This is a genomic window from Shewanella sp. MEBiC00475 (genome assembly GCF_005234075.1).
In the GTDB taxonomy this organism is placed as follows: domain Bacteria; phylum Pseudomonadota; class Gammaproteobacteria; order Enterobacterales; family Shewanellaceae; genus Shewanella; species Shewanella polaris.
In genome coordinates this window covers 3,436,621-3,452,343 of record NZ_CP039928.1, presented here as the reverse complement: position 1 = coordinate 3,452,343, position 15,723 = coordinate 3,436,621, and the positions used below count along the sequence as shown (strand labels likewise).

The window sequence follows — 15,723 nt, the reverse complement described above, 5'->3', positions numbered from 1 at the left end:
TTTAACATATCTGCAAAAACTATCTTAACAATTAGTGTTCGCGTGTTTTGGTAAACTCAATATCAGGATAGCGTTCCATTGATAAGTTGAGATTAACCATTGTAGGGGCAATATAGGTTAAATTATTGCCGCCATCTAGGGCCAACTGTTGACTGCATTTACGACGAAACTCTTCTAATTTACGTTCATCTTTGCAATAGACCCAACGAGCGGTACTGACACTGATACCTTCGTAAATGGCTTCTACGTTATATTCACTTTTTAAGCGCCCAACAACCACTTCAAACTGAAGTACACCAACAGCACCAACAATTAAATCATTAGAATCAACAGGTCTGAAGACTTGTACTGCACCTTCTTCTGCTAGCTGAACCAAGCCTTTTAGTAACTGCTTTTGCTTAAGAGGATCTTTTAAACGAATACGGCGGAACATTTCAGGCGCGAAGTTAGGCACACCAGTAAAGCGCAGTTTTTCACCTTGAGTAAATGTATCACCAATTCGCATAGTGCCGTGATTGTGTAAGCCAATAATATCACCAGGATAAGCAGCTTCAGCACGGCTACGATCCCCTGCCATAAAGGTTAACGCGTCACTGACATTTACATCTTTACCAATACGAACATGATGCATTTTCATGCCTTGTTCATATACACCAGAGCAGATGCGCATAAAGGCAACCCGATCTCGGTGTTTAGGATCCATGTTAGCTTGAATTTTGAAGATAAAACCTGAGAATTTCTCTTCATCAGGAGTGACCCTGCGGACATCGCTTTCACGAGGCAATGGTTTTGGGGCCCATTCAACAATACCATCCAAAATATGGTCCACACCGAAGTTACCTAAGGCTGTACCGAAATATACTGGCGTAAGCTCACCTTTTAGAAAAGCTTCTTGATTGAATTCATTTGAAGCGCCAGCAACCAGTTCCATTTCATCACGTATTTCAGTGGCGTATGATCCAAGGACTTTATCTAATTCAGGATTATGTAATCCTTTAATAATGCGTTCTTCTTGGATGGTATGACCCATACCGCTCTGGTATAAAATGATTTCATCTCGCAAAATATGGTACACACCTTTAAATTCCTTACCTGAACCAATTGGCCAGGTAATAGGTGCACAAGCTATTTTTAAGATGTCTTCAACTTCATCCATCAATTCAATGGGATCGCGAATATCGCGGTCACATTTGTTCATAAATGTCACTATGGGTGTATCACGTAAGCGCGTTACTTCCATAAGCTTAATAGTACGATCTTCAACACCTTTAGCGGAGTCAATAACCATTAAACATGAATCTACTGCGGTTAGTGTACGGTAGGTATCTTCCGAAAAATCTTCGTGACCAGGCGTATCAAGTAAATTGATAAGCGCACCACCGTAAGGGAATTGCATCACAGAGGTGGTAATCGAAATACCACGATCTTTTTCCATTTCCATCCAATCAGATTTAGCATGTTGACCAGACTTTTTACCTTTTACCGTACCGGCCTTTTGTAAGGCGTTTCCGAATAAAAGTACTTTTTCGGTGATGGTGGTTTTACCCGCATCGGGGTGCGAAATGATGGCGAAAGTACGACGCTTGTCGACCTCAACTTTATTGCCTGACATGTTAACCTTGCACTAGCCGCTAAAAAAGGCGCAAATTATAGCGCCTATCGACAGAATTGGCTAGGCAAAGTGTTTTTTAGTGCTTCGCTGATAATTCGGTAGATTGTTGAATCATATTTTGCATTTTAGCTAATTCAATTCTCGCATAACGATGTTCAACAAAATCATAGATATTGGTGGCTAACGTTAAACGGTAAAAATTAGCAGCTTGCTGATATTGCCCCTTTTCCGCAGCATGTTTAGCTAAGTAAAAATATGCTTCACATAAACGTTCTGCGTATTCTTTAGGTTGAGACAAACCGACTTTAGCTGCAACAAACACTTGTTCTTGACTGACTTTTCCCATGTAAAAATCGACCAATACACTGGACCAAGCTTCATTTCTTAATTGCTTTCGCTGTTCAGTTAAATTAATTAAAGCGCTATTTTTATCTATAGAGGAAGCCATTAAATAAAGCCAAAGAACACGGTAACCATCACTAGGATCTTGCTCATAAAATGCTTTCATATCATTAACGGCTAACTCGTAACGTTCGCCATAATATAAAGCAATTCCTCTATTTAAGTAGGCGTAGTCATAACTTGGTGACAATTCTAATACACCATCGAATGCTTCATAAGCACTCTCAAACTCACCTTCTTGGGTATAATAAATACCTAAAAAATTATAAGCATCGGCTAAGTCTGGTTGTAATTTTATAGCTTGATGGAAATCAATTCGACCGAGCAAACGCAAACCAACACTGTCATATATAACCCCACGGTCATAATGAAAACGTGCGCGTTGTTCGTCAGTTAACTCCATAGTAGCCAAAATTTCATTCAGCTTTGCCAAGGTCAATTCCAATTTATAATCTGGCATCACTGGCGCGACAATCATCTGTCCTGCAATATCATCTTTTGAACCTAACGTTGCAGCACACCCTGACAATAACATACTTGCACCGACAACAACGGCAACGATTGTGGTGCGTAGTTTACATTCCATCCGCTTTACCTTATCAGGTTCTATTAATATTCAACATCATAGCAATCTGGCAATCTAAGAGCCATGGACATTACAGATTATTTTTCGATAGATAAAAAAAAGGAGATCAAATGATCTCCTTTTTTTAGTATAACTAAGATTTAACGATTAAATTACTCAGCAGTTTCTTTTGCTTGAGCTTCTTTAATTGATAATCTTACACGACCTTGACGATCCACTTCCATTACCTTAACAGCAACTTCTTGGTTCATTTCTAAATGGTCAGATACATTTGCTACACGTTCGTCACTGATTTGTGAGATGTGTACTAAACCATCTTTACCTGGAAGAATGTTAACGAAGGCACCGAAATCAACGATACGGATAACTTTACCGTTATAGATACGACCCACTTCAACTTCAGCAGTGATTTCTTCAATACGACGGATAGCTTCTTTAGTTGCTTCACCATTTGAAGATGCAATCTTAACAGTACCATTATCATCTAGCTCAATCGTAGTGCCAGTTTCTTCGGTTAGCGCGCGAATTACCGCACCGCCTTTACCAATGACATCACGGATTTTTTCTGGATTAATCTTGATAGTCGTAATACGTGGAGCATGGGCAGAAATATCATCACGATGTGAACCAATAGCTTGATCCATTACGTTTAAGATATGAACACGTGCACCATAAGCTTGCTGCAACGCGATATCCATAATCTCTTTAGTAATGCCTTCGATCTTAATATCCATCTGCAATGCAGTAATACCGTCACGAGTACCCGCTACTTTAAAGTCCATATCACCTAAGTGATCTTCATCGCCTAGGATGTCAGAAAGTACAACGAAATCGTCACCTTCTTTAACTAGTCCCATTGCAATACCTGCAACCGACGACTTAATTGGTACACCCGCATCCATTAATGCTAATGAAGTACCACATACAGAAGCCATTGAGCTTGAACCGTTAGATTCAGTAATTTCAGATACAACACGAATGCTGTATGGAAATTCTTCAGCTGAAGGCATAACAGCATTCATACCACGCCATGCTAACTTACCATGACCGATTTCGCGGCGCTTAGGTGAGCCAACCATACCTGTTTCACCAACAGAATACGGAGGGAAGTTATAGTGAAGCATAAAACGATTAGTACGTTCGCCCATAATGCTATCAATTTTCTGAGCATCACGTTCAGTACCTAAAGTACAGGTTACTAGAGCTTGAGTTTCACCACGAGTAAATAATGAACTACCGTGTGTACGTGGAAGTACACCAGCTAAAACACTTAATGCGCGGATCATGTCTGGCTCACGACCATCGATACGTGGCTTACCATTAATAATACGTCCACGTACAACACTTTTCTCTAAGCTACCAAGTAAGTTGTCTACTTCGCGAGTATCAACTTCTGGATTTTCAGCAACTAATGCTGCTTTAGCTGCGTCTTTAACAATACCGACTTGTACATAACGGTCTTGCTTAACTTCAATTTGATAAGCTTCTGTCATGCCTACTTCAGCAAGTTCTTTAATTTTGGCAACTAACACAGGATCTTGAACTGGTGCAGTCCATTCCCACATTGGTTTGCCGGCTTCAGCCTTGAACTCAGCAATGGCATCAACAACGACTTGTTGTTGATCATGGCCGTAAGTTACAGCACCTAACATGATTTCTTCTGCAAGCGCTTTAGCTTCAGATTCAACCATAAGTACAGCACCTTTAGTACCCGCTACCACTAAGTTAAGTGAACTTGTAGCAAGCTGATCAACAGTTGGGTTCAGTACATATTCACCGTCGATGTAACCAACACGTGCAGCGCCAAGTGGGCCACTGAAAGGGATACCAGAGATAGCAAGTGCCGCAGAAGTACCAATCATTGAAACAATATCTGGTTCGATTTGTGGGTCAACTGAAACTACAGTGATGATAACTTGAACTTCGTTTTTAAAACCGTTAGGAAATAAAGGACGAATAGGACGGTCAATTAGACGTGCAATCAGAGTTTCATCTTCTGAAGGACGACCTTCACGCTTGAAGAAACCACCAGGGATTTTACCTGCAGCATAGGTTTTTTCTTGATAATTAACCGTTAGAGGGAAAAAACCACGGCTTAGATCCGCTACTTTTTTACCCACTACAGTAACTAATACTGTGGTATCGCCCATGCTTGCTAAAACTGCAGCATCTGCTTGACGTGCAATAACACCCGTTTCTAAGGTGACTGTATGTTGACCATACTCAAAACTCTTTACAATTGGATTCACGTGACCCATTCCTTAATTTAATGACCTTTAATTACGCGTACGAGTATACTTCAATTAGCTCGAATAGTTAAATAGACGCGAGTGGTAGAATGTGAAAATCATAAAAATAATCACATTCCTAGATGAGCACACCGTATTGAAAACTCAATGTGGCACGAAAAACCTCTATTTATGTCTATTAAGTGACTTAAGGTTGACTTATTGCACTGATTATTGATGACAAGACAGAGGAACTTGACTAAAGTTATGAGCAATAATATCAATTTCTGTCGGGTTTATATATTGAACAACCACAATAGAATTGATTTTCATATTGGGTCTACATATTTTGTAGTTTTAGCATTTTAAGATGTTACAAAATTAACGTAAAAATAGTCACTTATGTGACATGGAATAATACATAATGACCAATTTTAAGTCCCTAACATGGAAACAGACAAACTTAGTTGTTTTTACTGCTTTATTTTTTGCAATTGCCATTTTTATTGTCGAAATAGCACTAGTCGTCATCACGACTAAACAACAACTGACAGCTGCACAGCAAGAACTACTGAATTCTGTTGAACAAACCACCACCAACGCTGTGTGGTCTTTAGATGATAAACTTGCCAGTCAAACTCTAGAGGGCATTATCAAAGTCGATAATGTTGGCTCGGCTGTCATTGAACTTGATGACGGTTCATTATTTGTTTCTTCGGCAAATGAGTTAAATGAATTATCAAATAGTTATGTTTCCATCAGCAACCGTCTTTTTGGTGATCTGAAAGAAATTTCGCGCCCGTTATATCGCCCATTCTATTTTGAAGGTAATAAGCAACAACAGCTAATCGGCACACTTACCATATTCTACGACACGCAAAAACTCACCAACAAACTGTTTAATCAACTCCAACTTGGACTCATTGCCACATTGGCTCGAGCATTGTTGCTCACTTTAGTATTAACGGTGGTGTTTCATCGTTTTCTCACTCAACCTATTGCTCGTATTAGTGAAGCTATCGATAAAATTGACCCAGATTATCCTGATGAAAATCTATTGCCCATGTCTAAAGCGCATAAGGATGATGAATTAGGACTTGTGACAAGTAAGTTTAATCAGATTTTGCTGCAATTTAGCCAAACCCAAAACAAACTCCGAAAAATGGCAACCCGAGACCCATTGACTGGTTTGCCTAATCGGGCTTTATTATTAGAAACGTTGAATGTAACCATTCAACGTTCTCGAGTTCATAAACGGAATTTCGCCTTACTCTTTATTGATTTAGACCGGTTTAAAAACGTCAATGACTCATTAGGTCATGCTATCGGTGATCAATTCCTGGCTCGTATTGCGCGTATATTAGAAAGAGTGGTTGGTGAGCAAGGTAGTGTGGCTCGTTTAGGTGGCGATGAATTTGTAATTTTAGCCGATGAGATTCAAACACCTTCACAAGCAGCAGACTTTGTTGACAAGTTGCTTATTCAATTAAACACCCCAATTCAACTTAACGAGCACGCCATTCATCCAGCGGCATCTATCGGTATCTCTATTTATCCAGAAGATGGCATCACGGCAGAAGATTTAATTCGTCATGCAGATATCGCGATGTACAGTGCTAAAGCAGCTGGCTCAAATCAATGGGCGTTTTTCAAGCAACAAATGACTGAGCGCGCTGCGGTTAGATTACGTACAGAAGCCTCTTTACATGATGCACTAAAGAACAATGAGTTCTTATTGTATTTTCAACCTAAATTTGATCTAAAAACCGATAAAGTTGTTGGCTGTGAAGCGTTAATTCGCTGGCAAAAAGACGGACGCTTGATTAGCCCTATGTCATTTATTCCCGTGGCAGAAGAAACAGGGATAATCATCCCTATTGGTCGTTGGGTCATTGAACAAACTTGTAAAGTGATTCGAGAATGGCAACGTAAATACAATTATGAAATTCCTATTGCCGTCAATGTGGCCTCACAACAATTTGCTGATGCTAGTTTAGTTCCTGATATTAAACAATTGGCAATTCGTTACCAAATCCGTCCAGAATTGCTTGAAATCGAAATTACTGAAACATCGCTAATGAATGATATTGAACAAGCTATAACAAAATTAGAACTGCTCAAATCTGCCGGTTTTGGGATTGCGGTTGATGACTTTGGTACTGGATATTCATCATTGTCTTATTTACGTCACCTGCCAATTACCACCATGAAAATTGATCGAGCATTTGTGAGCGATCTTCCACAGGATAGCGCTATTGCATCGACTATTTTAATGCTTGGTCGCCAGCTTGACTTGACGATTGTTGCTGAAGGTATCGAGAATATACAACAGCTTGAATGGCTCAGAGAAAATCAATGTGAAATAGGCCAAGGTTTTTATTTCAGTGAGCCGTTACCCATAGAAGAATTTGAAGAAAAATATATAGCCTGTAATACCGCTAAGATCATTCATGTGTAGGGATTGTATAAACGTGACGTCATATAATTAAGTGACGACGCTCGCCTGTATACTGAATGTCTACAATGATTATTTACGTGTACACCAGTACTACACGTGTGGCTCATCATCACAAAAATGGTAATGAAATACTCATTGCTAACACCTCAAGCATAAACACTATTATTTTAGATATTGAAGTTCAGCGCTGCAACTATAGTGAGTATGATTATCCAAAGTAAATATTGTTTATTTTGGACAATAAAAAAGGAGGCAATAGCCTCCTTTTTTATGGTCTAATCTGCTTACTAAAGTAAGCCGAATATCGAATTAACGACGTAAACCTAACTTCTGGATCATAGCAGTATAACGTGCTACGTCAGTACGCTTTAAGTAAGCAGAAAGCTTACGGCGTGCACTTACCATACGTAATAGACCACGACGCGAGTGGTGATCATGGATGTGCTCTTTAAAGTGACCTTGAAGGTGGTTAATTTGAGCAGTTAACAAAGCTACTTGAACTTCAGTTGAACCTGTATCGTTTTCGCAGCGACCAAAATCAGCCAAAATTTTCGCTTTTGCTTCAGCACTTAGTGACATGTGTATCTCCAAAAAAAGTAAATGTATCTCTAGCCGATCACTAACTCAGCCAGAGCGAGCGCAGTATTTTAACCACATTGATAGTTAACCGCAATCTAAATTCGTTTTTTATTGTTAAAAGCCAACGTTAAAGCCGTCTGACTACTCTGCAGGATCATTTTCGTGAATTACAATCAACCGTTTAGGTGCCAATAGACCATCATCATTCATGATGCCCATACCAACAAATCGATGTGAATCACCAATAGTAATACGCACTAATTCATCAGGCTTAAGTCCCGCAGCTTGGATTGCTTGTCCTTGCATAACGTAATATAACATCTCGTCTGGCAAGTTAATTTCAGCAAATTTAGCTACAGCTGTATCCATTGGTAATAATAATGGATCCATCAATGTCTGAGGCGCAACATCTTGTCTATGGGATTGCTCAACTAACGCTTCTAATTGCGCTAACGATACCATTTTTTCATACGGGTATTCGGCAACTTGAGTACGTCGCAACATAATAACATGTGCTCCACAGCCAAGCATTTCACCTAAATCATCAATAATGGTACGTATGTAAGTCCCTTTAGAACAATGAATGTCTAGGGTTAATTCATCACCTTCAAGCTTAATAAAATTGAGCTCAAATACAGTAATAGGTCGCGACTCACGTGGAACTTCAATCCCCTCACGAGCATATTTATACAAAGGTTGACCTTGGTATTTTAATGCCGAATACATTGAAGGTATTTGCTGAGTGGTTCCTCGAAAAAATGCGAGCTTTTCATCAAGTAATGCTTGAGTAACATTAACGGGACGCGTTTGCACGATTTCCCCATCAGAATCACTCGTATCAGTACGTTGACCCAATTTAGCCGTCACTAGGTAGCGCTTATCCGAATCTAATAAATGCTGAGAGAACTTAGTTGCTTCTCCGAGACAAATAGGCAACATACCTGTTGCTAACGGGTCTAAAGCACCTGTATGGCCGGCTTTATTGGCATTAAAAAAACGCTTAACTCTTTGCAGGGCAAAATTAGAGCTCATGCCAGTATCTTTATCGAGTAACACTATACCGTCGATGAAGCGACCTTTAGGGCGACGAGCCATTAATCTTGCTCCTTTTCACCGTCAGCAGACTCGCTGCTATCAGATGCATCTGGATTAAACTCTTGCTGTTTAGCTTTATCTTTATTGATAACTTGGGTCACTAGGTTAGACATACGCATACCTTCAACTAGTGAGCTATCGTAAATAAAGCGTAATTCAGGCATGACACGTAATTTCATACGGCCAGCAACTAAAGTACGGATATAAGGCGCAGCAACAGTAAGCGCATCAATTTTTTGTTGAACAAGTTCTGTGTCTTCTTCAAAGAAAGTCACATAAACTTTTGCATAACTTAAATCACGTGAAACATCGACATCGTTTACAGTAACAAAACCAATGCGGGGATCTTTCATATCGCGCTGCAACACCATTGCAAGTTCTTGCTGGAGCTGTTGTGCAATACGACGTGTACGACTAAATTCTTTTGCCATGATGATATGCCATATCGTTAGGTCTACAATCAAAAAGGGCGGCTAAAGCCGCCCTTCCATTGGTTCTTATAAGGTGCGAGCTATTTCGACTGTTTCGAAGACCTCAATTTGGTCTCCTACGCGAACGTCATTGTAGTTCTTCACACCAATACCACATTCCATCCCATTACGGACTTCTGGAGCATCGTCTTTAAAGCGACGTAATGACTCAAGTTCACCTTCGAAGATAACCACGTTATCACGTAGAACACGAATTGGTGCACTACGCTTAACAATACCTTCAGTAACCATACAACCAGCAATAGCGCCAATTTTAGGAGACTTAAATACATCACGAACTTCAGCAAGACCGATAATTTCTTGTCTAAATTCTGGTGCTAACATACCTGTCATTGCAGCACGAACTTCATCAATTAAGTTGTAGATGATGCTGTAATAACGTAAATCAACACTTTCTGAATCGATAGTCTTACGTGCCTGTGCATCAGCACGGACATTGAATCCGACCAGAATAGCATTAGAAGCTGCAGCTAATGTTGCATCAGTTTCAGTTAATGCACCGACACCACGAGCAATAATGTTCACTTTCACTTCATCAGTAGACAGTTTAGCTAATGATTCACAAATTGCCTCAAGAGAACCCTGAACATCCGCTTTAAGTACGATATTCAGTTCTTGTACTTCGCCTTCTTCCATGTTGGCAAACATGTTTTCTAGCTTAGACTTTTGCTGACGTGCTAATTTAATATCGCGGAATTTTCCTTGGCGATACAATGCTACTTCACGGGCTTTACGTTCATCACGTACAACTGTCGCTTCATCACCAGCTAACGGCACACCAGAAAGACCTAAGATTTCTACCGGGATAGAAGGACCTGCTTCAGTGATAGATTGACCATTTTCGTCATTCATCGCACGAATTTTACCGTACTCTAAACCACATAAAACGATATCACCTTGACGTAATGTACCTTCTTGAACCAAGACAGTAGCCACAGGGCCACGACCTTTATCAAGTTTTGATTCAATAACAACACCCGCTGCCATTCCATCACGTATAGCTTTAAGTTCTAATACTTCAGATTGAAGCAAGATGCCTTCTAATAGTTCGTCAACGCCCATACCAGTTTTAGCTGATACATGAACAAACATATTATCTCCGCCCCAATCGTCTGACATAATGCCATGTTGAGACAGCTCACTCTTAACACGCTCAGGATCAGCATCTGGCTTATCCATTTTGTTAACAGCAACAATTAACGGTACATTACCCGCTTTAGCATGTTGAATCGCTTCAATCGTTTGTGGCATTACACCATCATCAGCAGCTACAACCAAAATAACAATATCAGTTGCCTTAGCACCACGAGCACGCATTGACGTAAACGCCGCGTGACCAGGAGTATCAAGGAAAGTGATCATGCCGTTGTCAGTTTCAACGTGGTATGCACCAATATGCTGAGTAATACCACCGGCTTCACCAGATGCTACTTTCGCACGACGAATATAATCGAGTAACGATGTTTTACCGTGGTCAACGTGACCCATGATAGTCACAACCGGTGCACGTGATTCTAGTTTAATGTTGTCATCGCGGTCTTGAAGAACTTGATGCTCAAGTTCGTTTTCACGAATAAGTACCACTTTATGACCGAGTTCTTCTGCAACCATTTGCGCTGTTTCTTGGTCAAGTACTTGGTTAATTGTCACCATAGTGCCCATTTTCATCATTTGCTTGATGATCACAGTGGCTTTAATTGCCATTAAATGAGCCAATTCAGATACGGTTACAGTTTCACCAATACGCACATCACGACTAACAGCTGCTGCAGGTTTATTAAAACCATGCGCCATAGATTCTGGTGCAGTGCTGCGGTTACGCATGTGCTTTTCGCGTCCGTCACGAGCATCTTTTCCGCCACGTTTTTTATTGGCGTTTTTATTGCGAGCACGACGACCACGTTTTTCGTCATCAGCATCTGAACTGTCTTCTGCTGCACGAGCAACTTTAGATGTTGTGATGTGATGATCACCATTTTTTTCAGCTTCTAAACGTTGACGCTCTTCTTCAGCCCAACGCTTTGAGTTTACTTCTGCAAGTAAACGTGCAGCTTCAGCAGCTTTAGCAGCTTCATCTTTTTGCTTTTGAGTTAACACAGCTTCTTGAGTCGCTTTTAAACGCTCGGCCTCTGCTTTTGCTGCTGCCGTTTCTGGGTCAGCAACTTTGGCTACTTTAGGCTCAGCTTTTACTTTTTCTGATTTCAATTTGGCTTCGGCTTCCGCTTTTTTCTTCGCTTCTGCAGTTGCTTTCGCTTCTGCCGCTACTTTGGCTTTTGCTTCAGCTTCCGCTTTTGCTTGAGCTTCTGCTTTGGCCTTGGCTTGAGCTTCTAATTCAGCTTGTTTTGCTAACTCTGCATCATCACGTTTAACGAAAGTGCGCTTTTTACGGACTTCCACTTTAACGTCTTTTGACTGACCGTCAGTGCTTGCAACACTTAATGTTGACACAGTTTTACGCTGCAATGTCATTTTAGTCGGTACAGTATCTGCACCATGCTGTTTTTTTAGATAATCAAGAAGTTGTTTCTTCTCATTTTCTGAAACGGTATCGAGTTTCTTCTTGCTCATACCTGCTTCTGAGAATTGCTCAATTAGTCGCTCGACTGATTTGCCCACTTCTGTTGCTAATTTTTCTACATTTGTATCTGCCATCAATTAAATCCCCCTGTTGATCGACTTATGCTTCTTCGCCAAACCAACAGATATTGCGGGCAGCCATGATGAGCTCACCTGCTTTTTCTTCTGTTAATTCTTCAATATCAAGTAAATCATCAATACCTTGCTCGGCCAAGTCTTCTAAAGTCACTACGCCATTGCTCGCAAGAACATAAGCTAAATGTCTTTCTAATCCTTCCAATGCTAGTAAGTCATCACTTGGCTCTGCACCGTCTAACGCTTCTTCGGACGCTAATGCTCTTGTCGAGATTGCCGCCTTTGCACGTTCACGTAGTGCTTCAACGATATCTTCGTCAAAACCTTCTATTGCTAATAGTTCAGATTCTGGGACATAAGCAATTTCTTCTAACGAAGTGAATCCCTCATCAGCCAACACGGCTGCAAAATCTGCATCTACATCCAGAGAAGCTACAAACAAGTCAATCACCTTTGCACTTTCGGCTTGGTGTTTCTTATTCAAGTCTTCAACTGTCATTACATTTAATTCCCAACCAGTCAGTTGAGTCGCTAAACGAACGTTTTGGCCATTTCGACCAATTGCCTGTGCCAAACTATCTGCTTCCACAGCAATATCCATTGAGTGATTATCTTCATCGACAATGATAGAGGCTACATCAGCAGGTGCCATGGCATTGATCACATATTGTGCAGGATTATCATCCCACATCACAATATCTACTCGCTCGCCACCTAATTCATTTGATACGGCTTGCACACGTGCGCCACGCATACCAACACAAGCACCAATAGGGTCAATGCGACGGTCATTTGATTTAACGGCGATTTTAGCACGAGCTCCTGGATCACGAGCTGCACCCATCACTTCAATCAATTCGTCGTAAATTTCAGGCACTTCAACACGGAAAAGCTCAATTAACATCTCAGGCTTACTGCGAGTTAAAAATAACTGTGCTCCACGCGCTTCTGGACGTACTGAGTACAATAAAGCACGTACACGATCACCAGGGCGGAAAGATTCACGGCTAATTAAGTCTTCTTTAAATATCACGCCATCTGCGTTATTGCCTAAATCGACAACCACACTTTCACGGGTACTTTTCTTGACGATACCAGTAACAATTTCACCTTCACGCTCAATAAATTGTTCAACAATTTGCGCACGCTCGGCTTCACGAACTTTTTGAACGATAACTTGTTTTGCTGTTTGCGTCGTAATACGGTCAAAGACAACTGAATCTATTTCATCTTCAATGTATTCACCTGGCTGGATATCAGGTTGTTCATAACGCGCAGCTTCAATGGTAATTTCACTATAAGGGTTCTCTAGTGGTTCACCATGGTCATCAACTACCATCCAACGACGATACGTATCGTAATGACCCGTTTTACGGTCAATTTCAACACGAACTTCAATATCGCCTTCGTATTTTTTCTTTGTAGCAGTGGCCAGTGCAATTTCTAGCGCCTCGAAAATTTTCTCACGGGGAACGCCTTTCTCATTGGAAACCGCTTCTGCGACTAGCAGGATCTCTTTATTCATTTGGTCTTGCCTCGTTCTTCACCTGAAACTATCAAAACTTAGCGATAATGTTACCTTTACGGATATTATCCAAAGCAACAATCAAGTCTTTACCATCAACAGTGATGGTGAGCATTTGCCCATCAACGCTACTAATGACGCCTTTTAAATTACGACTACCCGCAACAGGCATAGTCAACTGTACTTTTGCATCTTCACCCACGTAGGCCGCATATTGCTCAGCGGTAAATAAAGGTCTATCTACGCCAGGTGAAGATACTTCTAATGTGTATTCTGTAGAAATAGGGTCTTCAACATCCATAACTGCGCTAACTTGACGACTGGCTTCTGCACAGTCTTCAATGTTGATGCCATTCTCGTGATCAATGAAAACACGTAATATTGAATGACGACCAGCTTGAATATACTCTATGCCCCATAGTTGAAAGCCCAATGCTTCAACGGGTACCGTTAACATCTCAACTAGCTTGGATTCTATCGTTGCCAAAAATGACCCCCAAAAAAAACAAAAAAAGGGCTAATAGCCCCATAGCAATCCGCATAAAGCACGGATATTTAAAAGTCCATATAACAAAAAACCCCGTAATCACGAGGTTATTTTATTATAAAACCTGTAAATTGTAATTTATCTTCTTTCAAAGTTAAATTACAAGGAGCTGGTTGCGGGGGCCGGACTTGAACCGACGACCTTCGGGTTATGAGCCCGACGAGCTACCAACTGCTCCACCCCGCGTCAACTGATGCAAGTATATTGATTTACACTATATCTTGCAATAACTAATCAAACTCAATCCATGATTTGTTAGTTAAATAATGGTGCCGAGAGCGGGACTTGAACCCGCACGTCCGTTAAGACACAGCCACCTCAAGGCTGCGCGTCTACCAATTCCACCACCTCGGCGATACTTAGTTTACTAGTCAGGAATCTTTGTTTCTGACTGTTCGGTTTGCACAGGCGCATCGTCAATGATTTGCTCTGCTGCTGGACCTAAATCATTCCATTGATCATTTTGTTGAGTATGATTAGCACTTAAATTACCAATCACTAAACTCAATGCAAAAAAACCAATGGCTAATACTGCAGTACTGCGAGTCAGGAAGTTACCTGATCCGCTTGAACCGAACAATGTGCCTGAAGCACCGGCCCCGAAAGATGCGCCCATATCGGCACCCTTTCCTTGTTGAATTAAAATTAAGCCGATAAGGCCTAACGCTACCACCAAGTATACAACTATAAGAACTTCGTACATATTATTACGCGCTCATCGCTATGGTACATAAACTTAAAAACTCACTTGAGTTCAAACTGGCACCGCCAATCAAGCCGCCATCAACATCAGGCTGAGCAAATATATCTGCCGCATTGCTTGGGGTGACGCTACCACCGTATAAAATTCTGATATTCTCGCCAATGAAGGGAGATACTTCAGAGAGGCGACTGCGTATAAACGCATGTACTTCTTGTGCCTGCTCTGGTGTAGCGCTTTTACCTGTACCTACTGCCCATAAAGGTTCGTAGGCGATAATCGCGTTATCAAAAGCCATGGTACCGTTTTTTTCAATTACTATATCAAGCTCTTCCGCAATCACCTCAAAGGTACGTCTTGCTTCACGAGCCGGTCCAGATTCACCTACACATAAAATCGGTGTCAGACCATTTTTTTGCGCTGCGGCAAACTTCTCTGCCACTATATTACTCGTCTCTCCGTACATACGGCGACGTTCGGAATGGCCGATAATAACATATCGACATCCAGAATCTTTTAGCATCTGCCCGGACATTTCACCGGTGTACGCACCAAAATCATGTTGACTAAGATTTTGTGCGCCCATTCTCACAAGCGCGCCATCTAAGGTTTGCTTATTGGCTTCAAGCAGCTGTCGAACACTTTCAAGATAAATTGAAGGCGGACATAAAACCACTTCAGCGGAATCATTTTGGAGCTTTGTAGCAAACTTTTTGAAAAGTTCTTGGGCCAATGCCGAATTACCATTCATTTTCCAGTTGCCAGCGACCATAGGACGTCTGAGTGCCATTCATTATCTCCTCTGAAAGCGGCGTGAATAATAGCGAACCACTTATCAAGTTACAAGA

12 protein-coding genes and 2 tRNA genes are annotated in these 15,723 nt (G+C 41.0%); 1 reads left to right on the top strand and 13 read right to left on the bottom strand.

Annotated features, from left to right (window positions below; genetic code table 11):
- Window positions 1–31 precede the first annotated feature (31 nt).
- The 3 genes from prfC to pnp form a co-directional block, all read right to left on the bottom strand.
- Complete coding sequence (gene prfC / locus FCN25_RS15415) at window positions 32–1,612, bottom strand: peptide chain release factor 3 (protein ID WP_137226265.1); 1,581 nt, start codon at window positions 1,610–1,612, stop codon at window positions 32–34.
- 76 nt (window positions 1,613–1,688) lie between these two features.
- Entirely contained in the window at window positions 1,689–2,600 is a 912-nt protein-coding gene (gene nlpI / locus FCN25_RS15410; protein WP_137226263.1) for a lipoprotein NlpI, read from the bottom strand.
- Window positions 2,601–2,752: 152 nt separating this feature from the next.
- On the bottom strand, window positions 2,753–4,849 hold the full coding sequence (pnp, locus tag FCN25_RS15405) for a polyribonucleotide nucleotidyltransferase (RefSeq protein WP_137226261.1): 2,097 nt from the start codon (window positions 4,847–4,849) through the stop codon (window positions 2,753–2,755).
- Window positions 4,850–5,252: 403 nt separating this feature from the next.
- On the opposite strand from pnp, the gene FCN25_RS15400 reads away from it, so the two are divergent.
- Entirely contained in the window at window positions 5,253–7,286 is a 2,034-nt protein-coding gene (locus FCN25_RS15400) for a bifunctional diguanylate cyclase/phosphodiesterase (protein ID WP_137226259.1), read from the top strand.
- 309 nt (window positions 7,287–7,595) lie between these two features.
- Here FCN25_RS15400 and rpsO read toward each other — a convergent pair whose 3' ends face one another.
- The 10 genes from rpsO to tpiA form a co-directional block, all read right to left on the bottom strand.
- The gene (gene rpsO, locus FCN25_RS15395; RefSeq protein ID WP_137226257.1) at window positions 7,596–7,865 is read right to left on the bottom strand and encodes a 30S ribosomal protein S15; all 270 of its coding nucleotides are present in this window, start codon (window positions 7,863–7,865) and stop codon (window positions 7,596–7,598) included.
- 141 nt (window positions 7,866–8,006) lie between these two features.
- On the bottom strand, window positions 8,007–8,960 hold the full coding sequence (truB, locus tag FCN25_RS15390; protein ID WP_137226255.1) for a tRNA pseudouridine(55) synthase TruB: 954 nt from the start codon (window positions 8,958–8,960) through the stop codon (window positions 8,007–8,009).
- Window positions 8,960–9,391, bottom strand: a complete 432-nt coding sequence (gene rbfA / locus FCN25_RS15385) for a 30S ribosome-binding factor RbfA (protein ID WP_137226253.1) — start codon at window positions 9,389–9,391, stop codon at window positions 8,960–8,962. Before rbfA ends, truB begins: the two co-directional genes overlap by 1 nt.
- A gap of 66 nt (window positions 9,392–9,457) precedes the next feature.
- Window positions 9,458–12,103: a translation initiation factor IF-2 gene (infB, locus tag FCN25_RS15380; RefSeq protein ID WP_137226251.1), complete on the bottom strand. Its 2,646-nt coding sequence runs from the start codon at window positions 12,101–12,103 to the stop codon at window positions 9,458–9,460.
- Between the two features lie 25 nt (window positions 12,104–12,128).
- Window positions 12,129–13,628, bottom strand: coding sequence for a transcription termination factor NusA (gene nusA, locus FCN25_RS15375; RefSeq protein WP_137226249.1), 1,500 nt, complete (start codon window positions 13,626–13,628; stop codon window positions 12,129–12,131).
- A 31-nt stretch (window positions 13,629–13,659) separates the two neighbouring features.
- The gene (gene rimP, locus FCN25_RS15370) at window positions 13,660–14,115 is read right to left on the bottom strand and encodes a ribosome maturation factor RimP (protein WP_137226247.1); all 456 of its coding nucleotides are present in this window, start codon (window positions 14,113–14,115) and stop codon (window positions 13,660–13,662) included.
- Window positions 14,116–14,285: 170 nt separating this feature from the next.
- Window positions 14,286–14,361, bottom strand: a tRNA-Met gene (locus FCN25_RS15365).
- 81 nt (window positions 14,362–14,442) lie between these two features.
- Window positions 14,443–14,529 (bottom strand) — tRNA-Leu (locus tag FCN25_RS15360).
- A 13-nt stretch (window positions 14,530–14,542) separates the two neighbouring features.
- Window positions 14,543–14,878: a preprotein translocase subunit SecG gene (secG, locus tag FCN25_RS15355; protein WP_137226245.1), complete on the bottom strand. Its 336-nt coding sequence runs from the start codon at window positions 14,876–14,878 to the stop codon at window positions 14,543–14,545.
- A 4-nt stretch (window positions 14,879–14,882) separates the two neighbouring features.
- Window positions 14,883–15,665, bottom strand: coding sequence for a triose-phosphate isomerase (gene tpiA, locus FCN25_RS15350; RefSeq protein WP_137226243.1), 783 nt, complete (start codon window positions 15,663–15,665; stop codon window positions 14,883–14,885).
- Window positions 15,666–15,723: the final 58 nt, after the last annotated feature.